General features: G+C 45.6%; 16 protein-coding genes and 1 other RNA gene. 13 read left to right on the top strand and 4 right to left on the bottom strand.

Annotated features, from left to right (window positions below; translation table 11 throughout):
• Positions 1-35 precede the first annotated feature (35 nt).
• From pgsA to ACFQY8_RS04020, 6 genes are all read left to right on the top strand, one after another.
• A complete protein-coding gene (pgsA, locus tag ACFQY8_RS03995) occupies positions 36-671 on the top strand; it encodes a CDP-diacylglycerol--glycerol-3-phosphate 3-phosphatidyltransferase (RefSeq protein ID WP_377938613.1) in 636 nt (211 codons plus the stop codon).
• A gap of 41 nt (positions 672-712) precedes the next feature.
• Positions 713-1,210: a CinA family protein gene (locus ACFQY8_RS04000; protein WP_377938614.1), complete on the top strand. Its 498-nt coding sequence runs from the start codon at positions 713-715 to the stop codon at positions 1,208-1,210.
• Between the two features lie 90 nt (positions 1,211-1,300).
• Positions 1,301-1,828: a helix-turn-helix domain-containing protein gene (locus tag ACFQY8_RS04005; protein ID WP_377938615.1), complete on the top strand. Its 528-nt coding sequence runs from the start codon at positions 1,301-1,303 to the stop codon at positions 1,826-1,828.
• Between the two features lie 86 nt (positions 1,829-1,914).
• The gene (locus ACFQY8_RS04010) at positions 1,915-2,151 is read left to right on the top strand and encodes a DUF3046 domain-containing protein (protein WP_377939190.1); all 237 of its coding nucleotides are present in this window, start codon (positions 1,915-1,917) and stop codon (positions 2,149-2,151) included.
• A gap of 175 nt (positions 2,152-2,326) precedes the next feature.
• Positions 2,327-3,412 (top strand): recombinase RecA, encoded by a 1,086-nt coding sequence (gene recA, locus ACFQY8_RS04015; protein WP_377938616.1) that lies wholly within the window; start codon positions 2,327-2,329, stop codon positions 3,410-3,412.
• 24 nt (positions 3,413-3,436) lie between these two features.
• Complete coding sequence (locus tag ACFQY8_RS04020; protein WP_377938617.1) at positions 3,437-4,012, top strand: regulatory protein RecX; 576 nt, start codon at positions 3,437-3,439, stop codon at positions 4,010-4,012.
• On the opposite strand, the gene rnpB is transcribed toward ACFQY8_RS04020, so the two are convergent.
• Positions 4,011-4,372, bottom strand: an RNA gene (gene rnpB / locus ACFQY8_RS04025) — RNase P RNA component class A. The two genes, ACFQY8_RS04020 and rnpB, sit on opposite strands and share 2 nt — an antisense overlap.
• Before the next feature lie 136 nt (positions 4,373-4,508).
• On the opposite strand from rnpB, the gene hpf reads away from it, so the two are divergent.
• From hpf to ACFQY8_RS04040, 3 genes are all read left to right on the top strand, one after another.
• The gene (hpf, locus tag ACFQY8_RS04030) at positions 4,509-5,159 is read left to right on the top strand and encodes a ribosome hibernation-promoting factor, HPF/YfiA family (RefSeq protein WP_377938618.1); all 651 of its coding nucleotides are present in this window, start codon (positions 4,509-4,511) and stop codon (positions 5,157-5,159) included.
• A 158-nt stretch (positions 5,160-5,317) separates the two neighbouring features.
• Positions 5,318-8,131 (top strand): preprotein translocase subunit SecA, encoded by a 2,814-nt coding sequence (secA, locus tag ACFQY8_RS04035; protein ID WP_377939191.1) that lies wholly within the window; start codon positions 5,318-5,320, stop codon positions 8,129-8,131.
• A 181-nt stretch (positions 8,132-8,312) separates the two neighbouring features.
• The gene (locus tag ACFQY8_RS04040) at positions 8,313-9,284 is read left to right on the top strand and encodes an ROK family glucokinase (protein WP_377938619.1); all 972 of its coding nucleotides are present in this window, start codon (positions 8,313-8,315) and stop codon (positions 9,282-9,284) included.
• Between the two features lie 106 nt (positions 9,285-9,390).
• Here ACFQY8_RS04040 and ACFQY8_RS04045 read toward each other — a convergent pair whose 3' ends face one another.
• Positions 9,391-9,945 carry a hypothetical protein gene (locus ACFQY8_RS04045; protein WP_377938620.1) on the bottom strand — a complete coding sequence of 185 codons (555 nt, stop codon included), beginning with the start codon at positions 9,943-9,945 and terminating at the stop codon, positions 9,391-9,393.
• Positions 9,946-9,997: 52 nt separating this feature from the next.
• On the opposite strand from ACFQY8_RS04045, the gene ACFQY8_RS04050 reads away from it, so the two are divergent.
• Positions 9,998-10,675, top strand: a complete 678-nt coding sequence (locus tag ACFQY8_RS04050) for a lysophospholipid acyltransferase family protein (RefSeq protein ID WP_377938621.1) — start codon at positions 9,998-10,000, stop codon at positions 10,673-10,675.
• A gap of 4 nt (positions 10,676-10,679) precedes the next feature.
• On the opposite strand, the gene ACFQY8_RS04055 is transcribed toward ACFQY8_RS04050, so the two are convergent.
• Positions 10,680-12,704: a Stk1 family PASTA domain-containing Ser/Thr kinase gene (locus ACFQY8_RS04055; RefSeq protein WP_377938622.1), complete on the bottom strand. Its 2,025-nt coding sequence runs from the start codon at positions 12,702-12,704 to the stop codon at positions 10,680-10,682.
• Between the two features lie 24 nt (positions 12,705-12,728).
• Entirely contained in the window at positions 12,729-13,817 is a 1,089-nt protein-coding gene (locus tag ACFQY8_RS04060; protein ID WP_377939192.1) for a polyprenyl synthetase family protein, read from the bottom strand.
• A 107-nt stretch (positions 13,818-13,924) separates the two neighbouring features.
• On the opposite strand from ACFQY8_RS04060, the gene ACFQY8_RS04065 reads away from it, so the two are divergent.
• From ACFQY8_RS04065 to ACFQY8_RS04075, 3 genes are all read left to right on the top strand, one after another.
• Positions 13,925-14,602 (top strand): hypothetical protein, encoded by a 678-nt coding sequence (locus tag ACFQY8_RS04065; RefSeq protein ID WP_377938623.1) that lies wholly within the window; start codon positions 13,925-13,927, stop codon positions 14,600-14,602.
• A 96-nt stretch (positions 14,603-14,698) separates the two neighbouring features.
• Positions 14,699-16,174 carry an RNA polymerase sigma factor gene (locus ACFQY8_RS04070; protein ID WP_377938624.1) on the top strand — a complete coding sequence of 492 codons (1,476 nt, stop codon included), beginning with the start codon at positions 14,699-14,701 and terminating at the stop codon, positions 16,172-16,174.
• A 100-nt stretch (positions 16,175-16,274) separates the two neighbouring features.
• Entirely contained in the window at positions 16,275-18,521 is a 2,247-nt protein-coding gene (locus ACFQY8_RS04075; RefSeq protein WP_377938625.1) for a DNA gyrase/topoisomerase IV subunit B, read from the top strand.
• Positions 18,522-18,618: the final 97 nt, after the last annotated feature.

Consider the following 18,618-nt stretch of genomic DNA (forward strand, 5'->3'; position numbering starts at 1 on the left):
TGATAGTGATAAGACATACAATCGTGAGGAAAAAAATGGCAGAAAAGAAGAAGTTCTCATTTGAGGGCTGGAATAATGCGCCTAATATTGTAACTTATATTCGTATTATCATGATGTTTGCCTTCATGTATTTCGCAATTGCTGCCGGTACCTTTGGCTTGAGGAATACTGCATTTCGATGGGTAGCTGGGATTTTATTCATCATTGCGGCGACAACTGATAAATTAGATGGTTATTTAGCGCGCAAATACAATCAAGTTACCGATATAGGCAAACTGATGGATCCTATTGCTGACAAGCTTCTTATTCTGTCTGCATTCTTCATTTTGTCTGCATTTGGTGAAATTTGGTGGTGGGTTACTATTCTTTTTGCTATTCGCGAGATTGGTATCACTATTATGCGTTTCTTTGTCATCGATGCAGGGGGCAGAGTTATCGCAGCATCTCATGCTGGCAAACTCAAAACATTGACTCAGTGCATAGGGCTAGGAATGCTTACACTACCGTTGTGGTCTGTCCTACCAGGAAACATGAATGGTCTCGGCTGGAAGATTTATTATTGGGCAGGCGTAGCTATTGTTCTTATCGCGTTATTCTTCTGCTTGTATTCAGGCGCGGAATACTTGGTAAATACATTTGGACCTCGCGTACAGAGCAAAGGCGATAAGTAGTAAGCCTTAATTAAGCGAATGGTGGGAAGGAAATAGGCATTATGTCTTCCACGTCGGAGGAACAAGATGATAAGGCTCGTGAAGTTCTAGATTCTTGCCAGCGTTTGGGACTACAGTTGTGCTGTGCAGAATCCCTTACTGGCGGACTCTTAGCAGATGCTTTTGTACGAATTCCTGGCGCGTCGCAAACATATTTGGGGTCAATCAATTCATATGCGATTTCGGCAAAAAAGTATATTCTTGGAGTTGATGAGAGCTACCTAGATGAGCATGGTCCTGTGAACGCTTACACTGCTGAACATATGGCATTAGGAGCGTTGCAAGTTTTTCATTGCTCCGGTATTGCTTTATCTACGACGGGCGTTGCGGGACCGGGACCTGATGGAGATATTCCTGCTGGGACAGTCTTTATCGCAGTAGCACTATCTCCAACAAATGTTTTTTCGCGACAACTCTATTTGTCAGGTTCGCGAGAAGAGGTGCGACGTACAACGGTTCGAGAAGTTCTTGAATTTGCGTTGCATTGTGTTCAGCTGTGACGACACTCACATTTAATACGTGTTGTGGGGAGCTGGGAATAAAGCGGACTTCATAGGTGTTGGTTCAAGTACTGACAGAAATGAGGAATTATGATTCAAACAGCTGTACACGTACGTGAGCAAGTGACTCCTACAGTAGAGGAGATGAAACGCGCAGCTAGCAAACAAGCTATGATGCGTAACCTTACACCTGCCCAGCTTCGTGCAGTTGCAATTGCGCAGCAGCAAGTTTTGAGAGCGCAGCAGGCTCGTCAGGCGAAGAACGAACGTGAAGCTGCTCGTGGGCGTATGTGGGCAAATTCTGAAAGTGATGAGTCTGTAGCAGATATTTCTTCTGTGAGCCGACGTGAGCCTGTCGATGTGGATAGCTTCTCACTGCGTAAGGTACAGGGTAATGTTCTACGTACATTGCGTACAAATGATCACAAGACATTGCGTGAAGTAAGTCAGAAAGCGGGTGTTTCCCTCGGATACTTGTCAGAAGTAGAGCGTGGACAGAAAGAGGCGAGTTCAGAACTTCTTGCTTCGATAACTGAGGCATTAGATGTCAAGCTCTCTGACATGCTTATTATGGTGGCTGAACGTGTGCGTGAGTATGAAGAGGCTGGTTTGCGCTAGCAAATGATGCGCGCGTAGTAAAGAGATGATATACCTCGTTTTATAATGGCTAATTGACTTTTATAGAGCGAGGTTTTTCTATGTCTATGCGTGAGCGAGAGTTTTGGCAGCTACTTGAGGAGGTTTTTGGACGTTCCTATGGGCGTTCAATTGCTAGTGATTTAGCTTTAGATAAATTAGGCTCAATTACTGCTAATGAAGCGATTGCTCGTGGTGAAGAGCCACGCATCGTATGGAACGTTCTGTGTGATCAGATGGATATTCCCGATTCTCGTCGGTGGGGCAAGGATCATAATGCTCCTCCTATGCCGGCTGGGCGATAGGTGTGGAAGATAAGTAGGATTTAATGAGGAGTTAAGGGCAACCACACAATATTCGAACAAATGTTCGATAGGTCTGATATAGTTATTCACATCAGTACACATTGATTTTTAAACGTGTTATACCTGTGCCGCGATGAAGTACAGTGGAGGTATCTTCACATATAAGGAGAAAGCAATGGCAACTGCGAAGAAAGATGCAGCCACCGCAAAGGATAGGCGTCAAGAAGCACTTGATACCGCCTTGGCACAGGTAGAGAAGAACTTTGGAAAAGGTTCAGCTATGCGTTTGGGGGATAAGCCGATAGAAAATGTTGAGGTTATCCCTACAGGATCCTTAGCGCTTGATATGGCTCTGGGCATTGGTGGGTTACCGCGTGGTCGCATTGTAGAAATCTACGGACCAGAATCTTCTGGTAAAACAACTATCGCTCTTCAGGCAGTGGCGAATGCTCAGAAACAAGGTGGCGTAGCAGCTTTTATCGATGCGGAGCATGCCCTTGATCCAGAGTATGCACGGCACCTAGGGGTAGACACGGATTCTTTAATTGTTTCTCAGCCGGATAATGGTGAGCAGGCGCTTGAAATTGCTGATATGTTAATCCGCTCAGGAGCTCTTGACATTATCGTCATTGATTCTGTCGCTGCATTGGTGCCAAAAGCAGAAATTGAAGGTGAGATGGGAGATAGTCATGTGGGTCTCCAAGCACGGTTAATGAGCCAGGCGTTGCGAAAGATGACTGGTGCTCTCAACCAGGCTAATACAACGGCAGTGTTCATTAACCAGCTTCGTGAGAAGATTGGCGTCTTCTTTGGAAATCCTGAAACAACTACTGGCGGTAAGGCTTTAAAGTTTTATGCGTCTGTGCGTATGGACATTCGTCGTATTCAGACTTTGAAAAATGGCGAGGATGCTGTCGGCAACCGTACAAGAGTTAAAGTTGTAAAAAACAAGATGGCCCCGCCTTTTAAGTCAGCTGAGTTTGACATTCTCTATGGCGAGGGTGTTTCTCGTGAGGGGTCTGTCATCGACATGGGCTTACAAACCGGTATTGTCAAGAAGTCAGGTTCTTGGTTTACCTATGATGGCGATCAGCTTGGTCAGGGACGTGAGAAGGTAAGGCAGTTCTTAATTGATAATCCAGGCTTGACAGAAGAAATTGAAACTAAGGTCAAAATGGAATACGGTCTTATTCCGAAGCCTGAAAAGACGAGCTTAGAGGGTTCTGATACGACTTCTTCTCCTGAAGCTTCTGCGGAGTAAGGCGTGATTTCCGCTGAGGATTTTATGAAAAATCGGTCTATTGCTAATGAGCAACAGGCCGATTTAACTGACGTCGATAAACGTGGCGAGCGTACGGTTGGCGAGGCTGTTAGCGAAGTTACATTAGAAACATTCCATCGAAGCGATGAAGAGAATAAGTGTCAAGAGGCGGCGCTACGACTTCTTGATGCTGCCGCCCGCCCATCTGAAGCTCTACGCGAGCGTCTCATTAAGAAAGAGTTTTCTTATGAGATTGTTGATGTTGTTGTCCAAAGGCTTATATGTGTAGGTCTCGTTAATGATGAAGCATATGCTCGTCAGGCTGTACGATACTGTATTTCGCGTGATATGGGAGAGAGTGGCACGTTCCGAGAGCTCACCCGAAAGGGAGTTGACGCAGATATTGCTCGTCGAGTAGTTGATGAGGCAAAGGAAGAAGGCTCTTTTTACGACTCTGCATATGCGCTCGTTGAAAAAATCGCTAAAAAGACTCGCGGACTAGATCGCCAAGTAAGGCTACGACGTTTGTGGTCTGCTGCAGGTCGAAAGGGGCACTCCCCAGACCTCATTCGTCAAGCGCAGAGCGATATATTTAATTAGTGTGAGACCTCATATACCCCGGGTTCTGTCCTCATAAAAGGGGTGACCATCCATCTCGACTTGACATTGCTGTCAAGCTCTAGCAGCCTACCCGAATGCTTAAACGAGCAGTTTCGATGCATTCTACTTGGCCTTGCTCCCGATGAGGCTTGCCATGCAGCTCCTGTTGCCAGTAGCTCGGTGGTCTCTTACACCGCCGTTTCACCCTTACTATCTGCTCTTCATGAGAAAGAACAAATAGCGGTCTACTCTCTGTTGCGCTATCTCTCAGGTTACCCTGGGCGGACGTTATCCGCCATCGTGCTCTACGGAGCCCGGAAGTTCCTCAGTGCTATTCACCGCGGCCACCCAGAGGTCTCACAAACTTTGAGTCTACCATGTTTAATGGCAGATTTCTATGATGGAAAAAGTAGAAAAAAAATTAAAAAGAGTTAAAATATAAGTACGTTAGCAACGAGGTTAACGTCTTAGCGATTCTCTTTCTAAGGAGGTCACCATGGAAATCGTGGTAACTGGTCGTCATCTGCAAATTAAGCCGAAGTTTCGTGATGTTGTAGAAAGCAAGATGAATCGTGTAACTGCCATTGCACCGGATACACAGCGTGTCCAAGTTGTATTATCGCATGAAGGAAATCCTCGTCTTGCAGATACAGCGATGCGCGTAGAACTCACAGTGATTGCTGGACGTACAGTTGTACGAGCAGAAGCATCGAGTAGTGATGATTTAAGTGCTCTTGATTTAGCACTTGATAAGCTTACGCTACGTCTTCGTCGCACACGTGATCGTCGTAAGGATCATCATCGTGGCTATGAAGCAGCCGCAGCAGTTGATTTGGGTGTTGTAGAGCCAGAAACTGATGAAGTGGTGGCAGAGTATGAACCGCTTACCCCTGCGCAAGCTGTCGCTGGTGATCTTGAGCCAGGTGAATCTGTTGAGGTTCAGGTAGGTGATACCCCGATTGTCATTCGTCGTAAGCTTCATATCGCGGAACCGATGACAATTGATGAGGCGCTGTACGAAATGGAACTCATTGGTCATGATTTCTTCCTCTTCGTAAACAGTGAGACTAATCGTCCTTCTGTGGTATATCGCCGTCATGGATATAGCTACGGTGTATTTGAAATCGAAAGCCAGAAGAACCTTTAGCGTCCAAGAGAGATGAGTGGGGATGCCAGTAGTGGCGTCCCCACTTTTTGTTGAACGTTATCGGTGCTATGTCGTACTATGAGAAAAGTTTGTAGGCAAATCACATATGTGAGCAAAATTAGGAGAAACACGTGGCAGTACTTGAAAAAGTCTTGCGTATGGGTGAAGGTCAGCAGCTGAAAAAGCTCAAGGCTGTAGCGGATAAAGTAAACGCTCTCGAGGAAGATATTAGCGCACTTACTGATGCTGAACTCAAAGAACAGACCGCTAAATTCAAGACACGTCTAGCTGATGGTGAAACTCTCGATGATTTAATGCCGGAAGCTTTTGCGACAGTTCGTGAGGCTGCAAAGCGCGTACTCGGGCAGCGACACTTTGACGTACAGCTCATGGGTGGCGCGGCATTGCATTGGGGCAATATTGCTGAGATGAAAACCGGTGAGGGCAAGACGTTGGTCGCAACTCTTCCGAGCTATCTCAATGCTCTTACGGGCAAAGGCGTACACGTTGTTACTGTCAATGACTACTTAGCAAGCTATCAGTCTGAACTTATGGGGCGTATATTCCGTGCATTGGGTATGGAAGTTGGCTGTATTTTAACTGATATGAAGCCTGAACAGCGTCGTAAGCAGTACAACGCGGACATTACGTATGGCACAAATAATGAGTTTGGCTTTGACTATTTGCGCGACAATATGGCGTGGAATAAGTCTGAACTTGTACAGCGTGAGCACAATTTTGCAATCGTCGATGAAGTCGATTCTATCTTGATTGATGAAGCACGTACTCCATTGATTATCTCAGGACCAGCTGAAGGTGATGTCACTCGGTGGTACCGCGAGTTCGCAAAACTCGTTCTCAAGCTTAATCGTGACGAGGATTATGAGGTCGACGAAAAGAAGAAAGTTGTTGGCATACTCGACTCTGGTATCTCAAAGATTGAAGATTTCTTAGGCATAGATAATCTTTATGAGCCAGCAAATACTGCTCTCATTGGTTACCTTAACAATGCGATTCGTGCGAAGGAGCTCTTCGTGCGCGATAAGGATTATGTCGTACAAGGTGGAGAAGTACTCATCGTGGACGAGCATACTGGTCGTATGCTTCATGGCCGTCGCTACAACGAAGGTTTGCATCAGGCGATTGAGGCTAAAGAAGGTGTAGAAGTTCAGGCTGAGAACCAAACTTTTGCTACAATTACTTTGCAAAATTACTTCCGTATGTATGACAAACTTGCAGGAATGACTGGTACTGCAGAAACTGAAGCTGCTGAGTTTATGAATACTTATAAGCTTGGCGTTATCCCTATCCCTACAAACCGTCCGATGATTCGTAAAGATCAGGATGATTTAATTTTCCGTACGCAGAAGGAAAAGCTTGTTGCTATCGTTAAGGATGTAGCAGCACGTCATGAAAAGGGTCAGCCAGTATTGTTGGGTACAGCTTCTGTTGAGGCTTCTGAGCTTGTGTCCACTTTGCTCACACAGGTTAATATTCCTCACAGAGTGCTCAACGCTAAGCATAACGAAGCTGAGGCTGCGGTTGTCGCAGTGGCTGGGCGCAAGGGGGCAGTGACTGTTGCTACTAATATGGCTGGTCGTGGTACCGATATTATGCTCGGTGGAAACGTTGAGTTCTTAGCTGATGCGAAGTTGAAGGCCAAGGGGTATTCACCAGAAGATACGCCAGAAGAGTATGAGCGCTTGTGGCCTCAAGCGCTTGAAGAGATGAAGGCTCAAGCGAAGGAAGAGCATGAAGAAGTCAAGGAACTTGGCGGTCTTTATGTCCTTGGTACTGAACGTCACGAATCTCGTCGTATTGATAATCAGCTTCGTGGTCGCTCTGGGCGTCAGGGTGATCCTGGAGAATCTCGCTTCTACTTATCTCTCGAAGATAATTTGATGCGTTTATTTAATACTCAGCTTGTAGCACGCGTCATGGCGAAGGGAATGCCTGAGGGAGCGCCTATTGAGGCAAAGTCCGTCTCTAACGGTGTGCGTACAGCGCAGAAGTCCGTAGAGTCACGCAATTTTGAAACGCGAAAGAACGTTTTGAAATATGACGACGTAATGAATAAACAACGCACGGTTATCTATGAAGAACGTCAGGCAGTTCTTAAAGGTGCGGACATCTCAAATGATATCAAGAAGTTCATGAGCTCCGTCGTCACATCGTATGTCGATGGTGCCACAAAGGGGATAGATGTACCTGCAAAGTGGGATTTGGCAGAGCTGTGGAAGGCTATGTCTACCATAACTGACAGCGCGTTTGATGAGGAAGCACTTCGTTCGCAATTAGGTAAGCTCAAAGGTGATAAGGCGCGTACTAAGCTTGCAGATTTAATTTGTTCGAAGGTAAATAAGGAATACACACAGCGTGAAGAGCTTATCGGCTCCGAGGCGATGCGTTCTGTAGAACGACGTGTGGTCCTTGCTGTCATGGATCGCAAATGGCGTGAGCACCTCTACGAAATGGACTATTTGAAGGACGGTATTGGTCTTCGTGGCATGGGTCAAAGAGATCCACTAGTAGAGTATCAGCGTGAAGGCTATCAGATGTATAACTCCATGGTGGACTCCATTAAGGAAGAAACTATTCAGCTACTCTTCAACATTGATATTGAGCAGGTTGCGCGTGACGCTGAAGCGACCGAGGAAGCATCAGAAGAGGAAGATTTGAGCTATTCTGCTCCATTGGAGGACGTTTCAGACTCTGATGATGAAGCAGCTGCTGCGTTAGAGGAAGAAGACACACAGTTGCATATCTCGCATTCATACGAAGGCCATGTTACTGGTGCAGCGCCAATCAGTCATGCTGAGGGGAAGGTTCCTACAACTAAGCGTCCAAAGAGTGAAGAACTCCATAGTGATTGGTCTGATGGACGCACATTCCCGGGTACTGCCAAAAATGCTCCATGCCCATGCGGATCTGGACGCAAGTACAAGATGTGTCACGGTCGCAATGAGAAGTAAAATCTGAGAAGTAAGATTATGTAACTTCATGTGTGAGGGGAGTCGTCATGATGGATTGACTCCTCTCACGCATTTTTTACATGGTGATAATACATTCTTACCAATAACGTGAACGTATATTAGCCTAGTATTCGTGCTATTGTTGTGCACGTGTGGCGTAAGCCAAACTTATGGAGGAAAAATGCATTCTTTGGCAGTTGATATTGGTGGTACAAAAATCGCTGTAGGCGTGTGTGACGAAAATGATGTCATTCAGCGTCAGTGGACAGTACCTACACCAGAAGAAGCAGAGCTCATCGATGAGCATATTGCACACCTATTTAAGGAAGCTTCAAAGTCGTTTGATGATATTGTAGCAATCGGTATCTCAGCAGCAGGTAATGTGAAAGAGGACCGTCGCACCATTAGCTTTGCAGCAAATATTCAGGGGTGGGTTGATTATCCTCTTGCAGACCGTATTGAGGAGCTTATCGACCATAAAGTACCTGTTGTTGTGGAGAATGATGCTAATTGCGCAGGATGGGGCGAGTATGTCCACGGTGCCGGAAAAGGGCACAAGAATATGGTCGCTTTAACGGTCGGTACAGGTCTTGGCGGTGCAATCGTCATCGATGGAAAACTCTTCCGCGGTTCTTACGGTATGGCTGCAGAGCTAGGTCATCTGCCTATGGTGTCTGATGGCGACACGTGTGGTTGCGGTCTCCGTGGTTGTGCTGAACGCTATACTTCTGGTAACGCACTTGAACGATTTGCTCGTTCTGCCATTCGTCGTCGTCCTCAAGATGCAGCTCGTCTCCTTGAGTTGTGTGGAGGAGATATTAATGAGTTGCGCGGCAAGATGGTTTCTAAGGCAGCTTCTGAGGGGGATGCCATCTCGCTCTATGCCTTTAATAAAATTGGCGAATGGTTAGGCCGCACGATGGCAGCTATATCTGCTGTTCTCGATCCTGATGTCTATGTCATCGGTGGTGGCGTAGTGGCAGTTGGAGATATCCTTCTCGATCCTGCGCGATATAACTATTCACGTTTCCTACAAGCTAGTGCCTACCGTCCACATTCGGAGATCGTGGCAGCTACAGCAGGGCAGGATGCTGGCTTAATTGGCGCGGCGAATTTGGCGTTGCTCTACTACAAGGAAGAGTTCAATAAGTAAACGTGGTAAAACTTTGTGCCGCAATAGATTGCATGTAGCGGAAGTATGAGATATGGCGCGGAACGACTCACTGAGTCGTTCCGCGCCATTAATAGTCTCGATATGCCTAGACGATTGCACTATCTGAGCGTGCGTTATGATCTCTCTTATCTCTCGATAAAGATTTACGAGATACTCCAATAAGGGCAAAGCCAATGAGGAGCACAATCCCGCCGACAGCTGCTATAAGTTGAGCAAAGGGAATAGCCATAAAAGAGACAAAAATTGCGATAAACCCAATAATTATCATTACTGCACCGATGACAATCGACAACTGAGCTGTGCCTTTCTGAGGTTGTGGTGCTTGAAAATGATTAGACATATCATCGGCATCTAGCCATGAGATAGAATATCCTCGAGTTGGCTGAGTATTGCTCGTGAATGCTTGAGAATCAAAGTCTTTGACACTGAGTTTATGCTGATACTTTTCCTCTTGTCCATCTTTCCTTTTCTCCTCTTTATCTATTCTATGAGCTTTCTTCGTAAACTTCTTTGCAGCGCGTGAATTCTCGACGCTTCTCAAGTCATCTTCATGAGAGGAAACGAATTCTTGCCATAGTGCATCATCAGAACTGAAATTTTGTTCATTTTCTTGCGATTTGCTAAGGTGGGAGTTAGTCATAAAACTATTCTACGAGGTTGTGCGTTCAGCCCCAAGATCAGTGGAGGTATGTGTGTTGTACTGGTTTTTTGTCAAGGCACTCGGCGGAATTGCACGTCACAGATTCAACCCCGTAGCTATTGGAACCGATAATATACCTCAGTCTGGTGGAGCTATTATTGCTGCAAACCACTTGGCAGTCATCGATGATGCAGTTATTCCATTGACATGTCCGCGCATGGTACATTTTATGGGGAAATCAGACTACTTCACCGGAAAAGGACTTAAGGGTAAGTTCAAAAAGTGGTGGTTTACATCTGTTGGCGTTTTTCCTGTGGATAGGTCAGGTGGTGCAAAATCTGCTGATGCGATGCAAACTGCTAAAGAGGTTCTTCTTTCGGGCGAACTCTTCGGCATCCATCCAGAAGGGACACGTAGTCCTGACGGCCGCTTATATAAGGGACATACTGGCTTTGCTCGGCTTGCAATTGAAACAGGATGTCCTATCGTTCCAACTGCTTTAATAGGTACTCGTGATGTGCAAAAACCTGGGCAGTCAATTCCCGATAAGGGAAGTGTTACTTGTGTGTATGGGGTTCCTATCCAGGTTGAAAAAAAGCCAGCATCTCACATCACACATGATGACATACGCAATCTTACTGATGAATTAATGCGTCGTATTCAAGAGTTGAGTGGGCAGGAGTATGTAGATATGTATGCTCAAGATGCCAAAAAGCTTCTTGGCAATTAGCTATCTAATCGTCTTCATCATCGAGGTCTGCAGGCTTTTGAGTAGTCGTGGTCAGAGTTATATTCGTCTTTTTCCCACCGGTCATGACAGAAACGATTTCGCCCGGGGAGATGGATTGCCGCATAACGTCGCTGCCACCTTTGTTGTTAATGACTACTCTTAGTCCCAAATCCTCAAGCATAGTTTGTGCGCGAGCTATGCTTTTGCCGCGAACGTCAGGAATCGTGACGGTCTGGGGACCTTGAGAAATAGTAATAGTTACTTTGTCATTCCAATGTAGCTTTGTTCCTGAATTTTCTGATTGTTTTACGACAGAGCCAGCAGGAACCGAGTCAGAGAAGTCATCTTTGTATGTTGCCTTCAATTTCAATTTATTGAGCGTATCTATCGCCTCTGCACGTGTCATACCAGTAAGATCTGGCATGGTTACTTCCTTGAGACCTTTAGATAGAACTACTGTAATTTTTTGGTTATGTGCGACAGTTCTTCCTGCTTTTGGCTCTATAGATATGACAGATCCTTTGGGAACTTCGGTTGAATAAATGTCCTCGCTGTCTGAGTGCGAGATGCGAGTAAATCCTAAATCTTTAAGTGTCTTTATCGGATTTTTGCCATGTACACTATCTGGATCAGTAATATCCGAAGGAATAGTAATCTCTTGTATTCCGGTTGAAATTACCATCGTCACCTGAGCGGACTTTTTAGAAATATGGGAGCCAACGCGCGATGGGGTTGTTGAAATAATCTTTCCACTTTTAACTGTGTCAGAATGCGAGTAAGTAACGACATACTTTAATCCTCGACTAGTAAGGAGCTTCTTGTATTGAGTTGCGTCTGCGCCCTGAACTGTACATTGGGAAGTATCTTGGCATGAGATGTCAGAGGCTGCGGGAAGAGATATATAGCTTCCAGGACCATAACTATCCCACCACATGACCGTTCCCACAATGATAAGAATGAGCATGACTATAGCTGTAACGGCTACGGTAGTTTGATACGAAGCAATCCACGTGCGGATCTTCTTGAAGCGTTGCATGCGTGCAGGAGTTGCGTCATCAAGAATGCTCTGTGTACGAGAATCTTTCCCGGATAAGATTTTTGATGATACATCAGGAGCAGTATGAATTCGTGGATGAGGAATATCACTGCGCGAAACCTGTACTTCTAATTGACTCTCCGATAGAGAATTAGAAAGAGCATGTAGTTCCTTAAGAGCTACACCTGCGTTAGGCGGACGCCGTGAAGGTTCACGCTCGGTAAGATGAGAGACAAAGTCTGATACAGATTTTGGGATGCGAGGGAAAAGATCTACAAGGCGCGGAACATTTTCATGTACGTGTTTATAGACAACGGTTACAGGATTATTTGTCTCGAACGCCGGACGTCCTGTGAGCATTTCCCACATCACGAGACCGGTGCTGTAGAGATCAGAGGCAATGACGGAAGTATTATCCATCGCTGTTTCCGGTGGAATGTATGTTGCAGTACCGAGAAGTGTGCCAGTGGGAGTTAAAGTTGCATTATTGATATGCTTAGCTAGACCAAAATCTGCAATTTGGACGTTTCCCCGCGAGTTAATCATAATATTTTCGGGTTTAATATCACGATGGATAATGTCGAGATCGTGAGCCGCTGAAAGACCGTCAAGAACTTGCGAAATGATTGTCAATGTATTACGCACATTAAAGGGGGACTGTGTATACATGAGCTCGCGCAGAGTATGACCGTCGACGTACTCCATGACAAGGTAACCCACCCCGTTAATTTCTCCTACATCATAAATATGCACGATATGGGGATTTTCGATGTGAGCAGCTGCCTGAGCTTCGCGATGGAAACGCTGAACGTATTGGTTTCTGTGGTCAGAGCTTACCAATGACGAATGCATGATTTTTACAGCGACACGACGATGAAGGCGCTGATCAGTAGCTTCATAAACAGTAGCCATACCGCCATCTGCAATTTTCCGAAGAATGAGGTAGCGCTCGTCAATAGTTTCGTTAAGATACGGTGCGTGTAGGGAAGTCATATTACTGCAGCTTGATACATTGAGTTAGTTGATGAAATGTGAGCACATTGTTATAAGTGCTTGAGTTTTTTCAGGCGAAATATCATGCATCATACAGGTTGTTAAAACTGCGTGTGCTGCACGTTGCCAGAGCTTATCTACTTCATCTATCAAAGAGTCAATTGCTCCTGAACGATGGAAAATTGTGCGAATAATCTCAACGTCTTCTTTATCTCTGTGTGCAGTGTGCTCGAATTTGACAAGAAGAGTATCTCGATCATGAGGCGAGGCTAACTGTAATGCGCGTGCGAGCAGGAGAGTTCGTTTTCCTTCACGGATATCACCGCCCACGGGTTTTCCCGTTGTCTGCGAATCGGAAAGAATGTCGATGAGATCGTCATGAATCTGGAAAGCAACACCGAGATCATTTCCGACAGATTGTGCAAAAGATTGGGCGTTCTGAGAAATTTGTGGGTGCGAAGAAGCGAGGATACCTATCAGCAATGGGGCAATCGTCGTGTAACTCGCAGTTTTATTAATATACGTAGCCCAAATAGATGACTCTATCGCATCGGTATCAGTAAGCTCTATAGTTTCCATAGAGACGTCCATAATTTGACCTATCTCTACTTGATCATGCATCGCGAGAAAAGTGCGGAAAATTTCATCAGAATTGCTAAGTTTGTGGCTCGCAGTAAAAGCAACGCGGATACTGAGAGTCGCGAGGAGATCGCCGAGCATGAGTGCAAGACCTTGCCCTTGAGAAGCGCTAGTCTGTACCGCGAGTGCTTTGTGTGCGGAGGGCGCACCACGCCGGGTATCAGCATCGTCCATAATGTCATCGTGGATGAGTGCAGCAGTTTGAAAAATTTCAATTGCACAGGCGAGATCGAGGAGAGCGCTATCATCTATACGTACCTCTTCAGGACAAAAAGTATAGGCGGTTTGCATAAGAGTTAATGCGCGTAGACGTTTTCCGCCCTGATTCGATGAGACTGCTTGCTCCTTGACAAGATTGAGGACTTCCTCGACTGAAGAACGTGGTGTATGAGAGAAATAAAGAGCATGCGTATGCCAAGCCTGACGAATAATTTCTTCTAGGCGGTGTTCCACAGTTTCTCGCGATAATGTCATCACATATAACAGTTTAGGATACGGGTAAAACACGCGTGTTATTCACATTCGTTCACATGATCTTACGAGCATTGAGTTCAAGTGTAAGAGATTTGACAATGGATGTCATGAATACATACAAAGAAGTGCAGAGTGAAGAACTCTCTCAATTACATGCTTCATTTCTTGAGGCGCGTCAGAACCAGAAAAATAGTCATACAGGACTCTTGATGCAGTGGTTTGCCGACATTCCTGAGCGTTGGCTCGAAGGATTAGCACAAAACAGTAAGTGTGGAACAGATATATGGCTTGATAGCAGTCAATTATCTCGATTCATCGTGGGAATGAACGCTCATCTTGCATTACGTGATGCCATTATTCTAGCGTCCATACGCGAGGTTGATAGAAAAAATTTTCATCACTTGGTAGAGCATCCACTTGCGCGTAGTAGCGCAGAGTTCGTTCACCAGGAGCTGGACGATATATTCCACGACAAGAAATACTGTCCTGATTTTTCACGTGTAGACAGAGCATTATCACTGATGGATGAATGCATCACAACATCTCCGTATGAGCTGTGTACTGCACTTTATGCGGCGCAAGCATACTTGCTCTGGTGGGAAAATTATGTGGATAAAGCGCTATATGCAGCAGCTAAGGCTTTGGAAATTGATGATGAATATCCGCTCGCGTGCATAACTATCAATGCACTCACACATGATATCACTCCAGCATGGTGCAGAAAGTACGCTCAGGTGGCACGCCAAGGAGAAGAGGAGGATACGGCATCAAATTCTCAGGAATAAATGTCTCTATGCAGTGGTTATCTTTTCATAGAAATACTTGCACTTGCCATAAGTGCGCCCTTTTGCGCTTATGAAGCATAGTGATATGAGGAGGATATGTTGGCCACAGCGAAGAAGACTGCAGCAGTAAAAGATGAGCAGGAGGAAACGGCACAGGCTACTACAAAGAAGACGGTAAAAAAGTCAAAGACTACAAGTAAAAGCAAATCCTCAGCAAAAACTTCGAAGTCGACAGAAGCTAAGAGCGAGCCGAAGAAGCGTACTCGCAAGGTTTCTTCAACCAAGACTACGAAGGACTCTCAGAAGGCTTCGCTACAGGAAGAAAATCAGCTAAACAGCAGTGAGTCTACTGACACTCATAGTGAAAATGATGAGCTCCATGACGTTATCGATGACTCGGATATCGAGGCTAAGGACGATGAACTTGCTGATGATGTGGAACTTGATGAAAATGGCGATCCCATCGTTGATTCTGAGGATGACATTGAAGATGAGGACGACCCTGAACTTGAATCTGATGATGACGAGGATGAGCAGGAAAAGGTCGAAGAGCCACAAGAAGAGGGTGCTTTCGTTCTCAACGAATCAAAAGATGATGATGACTCTTTGACGCCTGCAGGAAATCCTAAGCGCCGTGTCATTGCTACGGGTGCTACTGCAGATCCTGTGAAGGACTACCTCAAGCAGATTGGTCGTGTCAATTTGCTGACCGCTGATCAGGAGGTTGATCTTTCAGAACGTATCGAAGCAGGTCTATACGCTCAGCATATCCTTGATACGCAAGACGTTGAATCCATGAGCTTCAAGGAACGTCGTGAGCTTAAATGGGCTGCAAGTGATGGCAAGAAGGCAAAGGACCACCTTCTCGAAGCGAACTTGCGACTTGTTGTTTCCTTAGCGAAGCGCTATACAGGTCGCGGAATGCTTTTTCTTGATTTGATTCAGGAGGGTAATCTCGGTCTGATTCGTGCAGTTGAGAAGTTCGACTGGAAGAAAGGTTTTAAGTTCTCGACGTACGCGACATGGTGGATTCGTCAAGCTATTACTCGTGCTATGGCGGATCAGGCGCGCACCATTCGTGTACCAGTGCACATGGTAGAAGTGATTAACAAACTTTCTCGTGTACAGCGTCAGATGCTTCAGGACCTCGGTCGTGAACCAACACTCGACGAGCTTGCGCGCGAGCTTGATATGCCAGTAGAAAAAGTGCAAGAAGTACAGAAATATGGCCGTGAACCAATTTCCTTGCATACCCCTCTTGGTGAGGATGGAGATTCTGAATTCGGCGATTTGATTGAAGACACGGACGCAATCGCTCCATCTGAGTCAGTGGCATTCTCATTGCTTCAGGAGCAGTTCCGCTCTGTGCTTGAGACGTTAAGCCCACGAGAAGCTGGCGTTATTAAGATGCGTTATGGATTGGAAGACGGTCAGCCAAAGACTCTCGACGATATTGGGCATGTCTATGGTGTGACACGTGAGCGTATTCGCCAAATTGAGTCTAAAACAATGGCGAAGCTACGCCATCCGTCACGTTCCCAGACATTGCGCGACTTCTTAGATCAAGAGTAGATATATGTGTGGCTAGGAATAAAGCCACACATATTCTTGCAACTCGTATTCGTGTAATTTAGGTGTAACTTACTTTTTCTTAGAACGAGGCAATTTTCTCATGGCTGCAAAGAAAACAGCAAGCGAAGAATACAACGCGGATAGTCTCTCTGTCCTGGAAGGACTAGACGCAGTTCGCAAGCGCCCTGGCATGTACATCGGTACTACAGATAGTCAGGGGCTGATGCACTGTTTGTGGGAAATTATTGATAATTCGGTCGATGAGGCTCTTGCCGGCGCATGCACAGAAATTACTGTTACTTTGCATACTGACGGATCTATTACAGTTGAGGATAATGGACGAGGTATCCCAACGGATACAGAATCTAAAACTGGTCTATCGGGTGTAGAAGTCGTGCTTACCAAACTTCATGCTGGCGCAAAGTTTGGCAATTCGTCTTACAATGCCGTCGGAGGGTTACACGGTGTAGGATCCTCGGTTGTTAACGCATTGAGCGAGCGTCTGGATGTAGAAGTAGACCGTGATGGAAAAACATATCGTATGGAATTTCATCAAGGGCACCCAGGCATCTATAAGGATGTCGATCCAAAAAATCCATCTCCACAATCCGCGTTTAAACGAACTGCAAAGAATAAACCAACACAATTACGTGTGGTAGGAGAGTATTCTGGCAAACATACTGGTACGCGTATCCGTTACTGGCTTGACCACGAGATTTTTAATGCAACCGCTGTCTTTAATTATCAGCAATTAGTCGATCGTGTCCGGCAAACCTCTTTCCTTGTTCCAGGATTAAAAATCACTGTTATTGATGAGAAAGTTAACGAAGAAAAATACGATAGCGACCGTACAGAGTTTGACACGCTTGACCCTCAAACTAATTCTTCTGAAACGAAAGAAGATACTGAAACTTCCGAATCTATTGAACTGGCTGCTCATCAGGAGTCACAGAAGTCACATCCACGAGTTCAGGTATTTCATCATGAAGGCGGAATTGTAGATTTTGTAGACTTTTTGTCTCGTGGCGAGTCTGTAAGCGATATTTGGCATATTACTGGGCAAGACTTTTATGATGAAGAAACGCAAGTCGTTGGGGAAAACGGCGATTTGCACGCTCAAATGATTAAACGCACATGTGATGTAGACATCGCTCTGAGGTGGATAAACGATTACGAAACAGTTATTCGTAGTTTCGTCAATGTCGTAGAGACACCAGGCGGAGGTATGCATGTTGATGGCTTTTTGAATTCTATTACACGGCAGATTCGCAAGAATGTTGAGGCAAATGCGCGAAAACTCAAGTATAACCTCAAAGATAGTTCTATGAAAATAGAACGCGATGACGTTATGGCAGGTCTCGTCGCAGTCGTGACCGTCCGTATCGCTGAGCCACAGTTCCAGGGACAAACTAAAGACGTCTTAGGAACCGCACCTGTCAAACCAATCGTCACAAAGATGACAGATAAGCAGTTTGGCGAGATGATTTCGGGATCTAAGAGAGGTTTCAAAGAGCAGTCGATGGCTGTTTTAGAGAAAATTGTCGGTGAAATGCACGCTCGCATTCAAGCGCGTAAGACTAAGGAAGTCACGCGCCGTAAGAATGCCCTCGAATCTGCTTCTATGCCATCTAAGCTTTCCGACTGTCAGCCAGGTAATGATGACATTGCTGAACTATTTATCGTTGAGGGAGACTCTGCACTTGGTACGGCTAAAGCTGCTCGTAACTCTATGTTCCAAGCGCTACTGCCAATCCGAGGAAAAATTTTGAATGTTCAGAAAGCATCGACTGCTCAGATTCTGGCGAATAAGGAATGCTCATCCATCATTCAAGTCGTTGGTGCAGGATCAGGGTCGACCTTTGATGTGAGCCAGGCTCGTTACAATAAGGTCGTCATGATGACTGATGCTGATGTCGATGGTGCGCACATTCGAACGTTACTTTTAACGTTGTTTTACCGTTATATGCGTCCGCTCATTACTGAGGGACATGTGTATGCAGCAGTTCCTCCGCTTCATCGGATAGCATTAGCAGGGAAGCGTAAAGGGGAATTCATATACACGTATTCTGAAGATGAATTAGGTGTCAAACTTGCGCAGCTGAAAGCAGAGGGGATAGCTTTCAACGAAGATATTCAGCGGTACAAGGGTCTTGGCGAAATGGATGCTGACCAGCTTGCTGATACGACGATGGATCCTCGCACTCGTCTTCTTCGCCGTATCCGTCTCGATGATGCAGCGCAGGCCTCAGAAATCTTCAGTTTGCTGATGGGAGATGAGGTGCCTCCGCGTCGCCAATTTATCGTTGATAATGCAGACGATTTTGATCGTTCAAAGATTGATGCATAGACTACATTTGGTCTGGACTTAGAATCATCAAAGATAAAAATATTTTCTCATAAGCGTCTGATAGTGTTCGTATTAGACGCTTAATTCATAGGTATGC

It is taken from the genome of Alloscardovia venturai, assembly GCF_042676605.1.
GTDB lineage: Bacteria > Actinomycetota > Actinomycetes > Actinomycetales > Bifidobacteriaceae > Alloscardovia > Alloscardovia venturai.

Bases quoted from the DNA above. Each gene is read 5' to 3' on its own strand.
- pgsA (WP_377938613.1), top strand. From the start codon at position 36: ATGGCAGAAAAGAAGAAGTTCTCATTTGAGGGCTGGAATAATGCGCCT.
- ACFQY8_RS04040 (WP_377938619.1), top strand. From the start codon at position 8,313: ATGCATTCTTTGGCAGTTGATATTGGTGGTACAAAAATCGCTGTAGGC.
- ACFQY8_RS04045 (WP_377938620.1), bottom strand. From the start codon at position 9,945: ATGACTAACTCCCACCTTAGCAAATCGCAAGAAAATGAACAAAATTTC.
- ACFQY8_RS04070 (WP_377938624.1), top strand. From the start codon at position 14,699: ATGTTGGCCACAGCGAAGAAGACTGCAGCAGTAAAAGATGAGCAGGAG.
- ACFQY8_RS04060 (WP_377939192.1), bottom strand. From the start codon at position 13,817: ATGACATTATCGCGAGAAACTGTGGAACACCGCCTAGAAGAAATTATT.
- recA (WP_377938616.1), top strand. From the start codon at position 2,327: ATGGCAACTGCGAAGAAAGATGCAGCCACCGCAAAGGATAGGCGTCAA.
- ACFQY8_RS04020 (WP_377938617.1), top strand. From the start codon at position 3,437: ATGAAAAATCGGTCTATTGCTAATGAGCAACAGGCCGATTTAACTGAC.
- ACFQY8_RS04065 (WP_377938623.1), top strand. From the start codon at position 13,925: ATGAATACATACAAAGAAGTGCAGAGTGAAGAACTCTCTCAATTACAT.
- ACFQY8_RS04005 (WP_377938615.1), top strand. From the start codon at position 1,301: ATGATTCAAACAGCTGTACACGTACGTGAGCAAGTGACTCCTACAGTA.
- ACFQY8_RS04055 (WP_377938622.1), bottom strand. From the start codon at position 12,704: ATGACTTCCCTACACGCACCGTATCTTAACGAAACTATTGACGAGCGC.
- secA (WP_377939191.1), top strand. From the start codon at position 5,318: ATGGGTGAAGGTCAGCAGCTGAAAAAGCTCAAGGCTGTAGCGGATAAA.
- ACFQY8_RS04000 (WP_377938614.1), top strand. From the start codon at position 713: ATGTCTTCCACGTCGGAGGAACAAGATGATAAGGCTCGTGAAGTTCTA.
- ACFQY8_RS04010 (WP_377939190.1), top strand. From the start codon at position 1,915: ATGCGTGAGCGAGAGTTTTGGCAGCTACTTGAGGAGGTTTTTGGACGT.
- ACFQY8_RS04075 (WP_377938625.1), top strand. From the start codon at position 16,275: ATGGCTGCAAAGAAAACAGCAAGCGAAGAATACAACGCGGATAGTCTC.
- hpf (WP_377938618.1), top strand. From the start codon at position 4,509: ATGGAAATCGTGGTAACTGGTCGTCATCTGCAAATTAAGCCGAAGTTT.